The following is a 4,313-nucleotide window of genomic DNA, read 5'->3' on the forward strand; positions in this document are numbered from 1 at the left end:
GCCCCACCCCCGCCTCCGATCTGTGGGCGCTCGGCGTCACGCTGTACGAGGCGGTCGAGGGCCGCGTGCCCTTCGCCGGGCGCGAGGTGTGGGAAATCCAGGAGAACGTCCGGCAGTCCCCCGACCCCGTACTGCGCTACGCCGGGCCCCTCGCCCCGGTCGTCCAGGGGCTGTTGATCGCCGACCCCCGGGAGCGCCTGGACGCGGCCACGGCGGAGGCGATGCTCCGCGAGGTGCTGGAGGACCCCGCCTCGCCGGACGCGGGTGCGGCGGCCGCGGCGACGCATCCGCCCACGGCGGTCTCCACACCGAACCCTTCGACGCCCCCGACACCCGTACTGCGCGCGGCCGTTCAGTCTCCGGCGCCCGTTTCTCCCCTGTCGGCGGCGAGCGGGCAGCGGCGCTCCCGCTACCGGGGGTGGCAGGTCGCGGCGGCCGTCGTGTGCGTGGCGCTGCTGGCCGGGGCGGGCTGGCTGGTCGCGCAGGGCGACGGCGAGGACGGCAAGCAGGGCGAGCGGTCCGGTTCGACGGAGGGGCAGGGGACGGCCGGCAGCGGCAGCCAGGAGCGGTGGAAGGACACGCACCCCACCCTGGAGATCGGCGTCAAGGACGACCAGCCCGGGCTGAGCAAGTTCGACAGGAAGACGCGCACGTACCGGGGTTACGACATCGACCTGGCCTACGCGATCGCCGAGTCCATGGGGTACGGCAAGGGGGAGGTCGCCTTCACCACGGTCGCCACGGACTACCGGTCCACCGCCCTGAAGACCAAGCAGGTGGACCTGGTCATCGCCTCGTACAGCATCACCGACGACCGCAAGACCGCCTCGCCCGGCGGCTACAGCGTCGACTTCGCCGGTCCGTACTACGAGGCGAGCCGCGGTTTCCTGGTCCGCGAGAAGTCGGCGAAGCACACGATCAACGACTCCAGCGATCTGCGGGACCTGGGCGTCGAGGTGTGCACGGCACGGGAGTCGACGTACGAGAAGGCGCTGCCGGAGCAGGGCTTCACCATGGCGAAGTCGCAGCCCAACACCTACCAGGACTGTCTGGACAAGCTGCTGGACCCGAAGTCCGAGGTGTACGCGGTGGCCTCGGACGACATCATTCTCGCCGGGTACGTCGAGGCCAACCCGGGCAAGGTGCGGCGGCTGGAGAACATCCAGGGCGCGGAGGGCTACGGGGTGGCGATGCGGCCGGGAACGCCGACGCTGAAGCGCGAGGTGTGCTCGGCGCTCCGGACGATCCTGGCCGGCCGGGTCTGGGAGGACATGTACAAGGAGAACCTGTCGGGCCTGGTGGGAGACAAGAACCCGCCGGGGCGCCCGGAGTTGACGGAGTGCGAGGGGTTCTGATGAGCGCGGCGGCGATGGACCCTCCCGGCTCCGCCCAGCCCCTCCCGGCTCACCGCAGCACGCGCGCGTCCCGTCCCCGGCTCACCGTTCCGGGAACCGCTCCCCGCACCTGCTGCAGAACACCGGCGCGGGGTCCTGTGACAGCCGCCCGCACTCGGGGCAGACCCGGTCCAGCATGCAGGGCCCCTCGCCGCCCTCGTAAGCCCCGCCTTCGTAAGTCCCGCCCTCGTACGCCCCGCTCGGCGGCTTGATCGCGAGGCCGGGGCGGCGGCGGTGGACGGTGAGGTAGGTGAGCCCGTCCGGTCCGGCGGCGAGCGCGCGCCGGGACGTGCGGGGCAGCCAGAGGACGGTGCCGGTCCCGAGGTCCAGGACCTGGCCGTCGCCCGCCCGGACGCTGCCCGCCCCCTCCAGCACGACGAGGAGCACGTCGAGCACGTCCTCCTGGTGCTCACCGACCTCCGCGCCGGGCGGCAGCCGCACCAGATTGGCGTCCAGCTCCCGCCCCGGCTCGGCCAGATGCCACAGCGCGCCGCGACCGTCGGGAGCGGCGGCGGCCAGCAGTTCGGCGATGCGGGCGAGGATCCGGGGCGCGGCGTTCACGGCGTCCAGGCTACGCCGCTGCCTCCAGGGGGTGTCTTGCCGATCAGGCCGGATAAGGGAGCGGGGTCTGGTGCCGTGCATCGCAAGGCGGAGGAGGGAGTCATGGCGGAGCCATGCCGAGTGACGACAACGCGGCGAGGTGCGGTGCCAGGGCACGCGAGCCCGGCTTGATCGGCAAGACACCCCCCGGGGAACTAGGCTGGCCGGTCGGCTTACGAGGGAGGCCCCCCGGGATGGAACGGACACCGGACGACACGCTGTACCCGCCGATCGAACCGTACGAGAGCGGCATGCTGGACGTCGGGGACGGCAACCTCGTGCACTGGGAGGTGTGCGGCAACCCGGACGGGAAGCCGGCCCTCGTCGTGCACGGCGGCCCCGGCTCGGGCTGCAACCCCCGCTCCCGCCGGTACTTCGACCCGGACCGCTACCGGGTGGTCCTCTTCGACCAGCGGGGCTGCGGCCGCTCGACACCGCACGCGAGCGACCCGGCGACGGACATGCGGCACAACACGACGGCCCACCTGATCGCCGACATGGAACGCCTGCGGGACCACCTGAACATCGACAAGTGGCTGCTGTACGGGGGCTCGTGGGGCTCGACGCTGATCCTGGCGTACGCCGAGGAGCACCCGGAGCGGGTCACGGAGGCGGTGATCCCGGCGGTGACGACGACCCGCCGCAGCGAGATCGACTGGCTCTACCGGGGCGCCGGGCAGCTCTTCCCCGAGGCCTGGGACGCCTTCCGCGCGGGCGTCCCCGAGACGAGCGACCCGGCAGGACTGGTCGCGGCGTACGCCCGCCGCATGGAGAGCGAGGACGCCGCCGTACGGGAGAGGGCGACGGCCGACTGGTGCGCCTGGGAGGACGCGGTCCTGTCGATGGAGGCGATCCCGGGCCCGGCCCCGTACAGCGGCCGCCCGGGCCGCGAGCAGCTGGCGCTCGTCCGGATCTGTTCCCACTACTTCGCCCACGGGGCCTGGCTGGAGGAGGGCCAACTCCTGGCCCGCGCCCACCGCCTGACCGGCATCCCGGCCGCCCTGATCCACGGCCGCTTCGACCTCGCCGGCCCTCTGATCACCGCCTGGGAGCTGAACCGCGCCTGGCCGGACGCCGAGCTGACGATCATCGACGACGCGGGGCACATGGGCGGCACGGCGACCCGGCGGGCGGTGCTGCGGGCGCTGGACGGGTTCGCACGCAACCGCTGACGAGGTACGACGGCGCTCCCGGCTCCCCGTCCCCGGACACAGCACGGCCCCGCCGGAGACGAACTCCGCGGGGCCCGGTGCCGCAGGGTGCCGACGTCAGTCGGTCAGGGTGTCCTTGATCTTCTCCTTGGCCTGGCGGGCGTCGCCCTTGGCCTGCTCGCCCCGGCCCTCGGCGACGAGACGCTCGTTGCCGACGGTCCGGCCGGCCATTTCCTTCATCTTGCCCTTGGCCTGCTCGGTCTTGGCCTGGGTCTTCTCGTCAGCAGCCATGTCGCTCACCTCGTGGTGTGGTCGGCGGGGCGGTCACCACCCGCCTGACCGCCTTCGTCCAACTCAAACCCCGGACCGAACCGTCAGACCACTCGCCCGAAAGTGGTGGTGAAAAGAGACATGGCGGCGGAATCCCCGGGGCACTAGGTGAGCCACATTGCCTCTGCGACGGCTGGTGAGGACAGAATGCTGACCCCGAGCCCGGATGCCATGCGCACCCTGCTGGCCCGCTACAACGATCTGCAACTGCGTCATTCCCAGGACTCCGACTACGAACTGCAGCGGAGCCTGGAGGACGTGACGTACACGCTGTGTGTGAGCACCGGCACCCGGACCGTCCATGACGCCCTGCTGGCCGCCGACACGATCCTGCGCAAGGCGGCGGCCGAGGAGGAGGCCGCGGCGGGCATCCCGATCCAGCGCATGGTGTCCCCCGGCGTCTCCGTGCCGAAGCCCCGGATGGCCTGACCGGCACGAGACGAAAGGAGTCGGCCCGTGGAGAGCGAGGGGGCCGATACGGCCAAGCTGGTGTCCCGGCCGAGGACGGCCGCCGAGGCACGACAGGAGGTGGAGTTCGCCCTCTACCCGCTGTCCTGCTCGCCCGACGCCCGCTACCGGTCGGCGCATCTGGCCGGCGTGTGGGACGCCACGCTCATCGCCTCCGAACTCGTCGGCCATGTGCTGCACCACCGGGCGGACCTGTCCCGGGACTGTTTCCTGGTCTGCACGCTGAGCTGCGGCGAGATCACCATCAGCGTCACCGACCCCTGTGACGAGGTCCTCCCCGCCTCCCCCCAGACACATATAAACAAAAACGAGCCCACCAGAAAGGCATACATATGGTAATGAGGGGGGGTAAGTTAAATAAAATAAAGGG

General features: G+C 71.5%; 6 protein-coding genes. 4 read left to right on the top strand and 2 right to left on the bottom strand.

Annotated elements, in window-relative coordinates:
• Nucleotides 1-1,355: transporter substrate-binding domain-containing protein (locus JS521_RS34245; RefSeq protein ID WP_205086776.1), on the top strand; the 1,355-nt coding region annotated here is incomplete at its 5' end.
• Nucleotides 1,356-1,436: 81 nt separating this feature from the next.
• Here the strand turns inward: JS521_RS34245 and JS521_RS34250 are convergent.
• Complete coding sequence (locus JS521_RS34250) at nt 1,437-1,955, bottom strand: cupin domain-containing protein (RefSeq protein ID WP_205086777.1); 519 nt, start codon at nt 1,953-1,955, stop codon at nt 1,437-1,439.
• Between the two features lie 233 nt (nt 1,956-2,188).
• Between JS521_RS34250 and pip the strand changes: the two genes are divergently transcribed.
• Nucleotides 2,189-3,166, top strand: a complete 978-nt coding sequence (gene pip / locus JS521_RS34255; protein WP_205086778.1) for a prolyl aminopeptidase — start codon at nt 2,189-2,191, stop codon at nt 3,164-3,166.
• A 96-nt stretch (nt 3,167-3,262) separates the two neighbouring features.
• Here pip and JS521_RS34260 read toward each other — a convergent pair whose 3' ends face one another.
• Nucleotides 3,263-3,436 carry a CsbD family protein gene (locus tag JS521_RS34260; RefSeq protein WP_010064815.1) on the bottom strand — a complete coding sequence of 58 codons (174 nt, stop codon included), beginning with the start codon at nt 3,434-3,436 and terminating at the stop codon, nt 3,263-3,265.
• Nucleotides 3,437-3,622: 186 nt separating this feature from the next.
• On the opposite strand from JS521_RS34260, the gene JS521_RS34265 reads away from it, so the two are divergent.
• Both JS521_RS34265 and JS521_RS34270 read left to right on the top strand, forming a co-directional pair.
• Nucleotides 3,623-3,904, top strand: coding sequence for a DUF5133 domain-containing protein (locus JS521_RS34265; protein ID WP_205086779.1), 282 nt, complete (start codon nt 3,623-3,625; stop codon nt 3,902-3,904).
• 27 nt (nt 3,905-3,931) lie between these two features.
• The gene (locus JS521_RS34270; protein WP_205086780.1) at nt 3,932-4,282 is read left to right on the top strand and encodes a hypothetical protein; all 351 of its coding nucleotides are present in this window, start codon (nt 3,932-3,934) and stop codon (nt 4,280-4,282) included.
• Nucleotides 4,283-4,313: the final 31 nt, after the last annotated feature.

The sequence above is a fragment of the Streptomyces durocortorensis genome (genome assembly GCF_016901035.1).
In the GTDB taxonomy this organism is placed as follows: domain Bacteria; phylum Actinomycetota; class Actinomycetes; order Streptomycetales; family Streptomycetaceae; genus Streptomyces; species Streptomyces durocortorensis.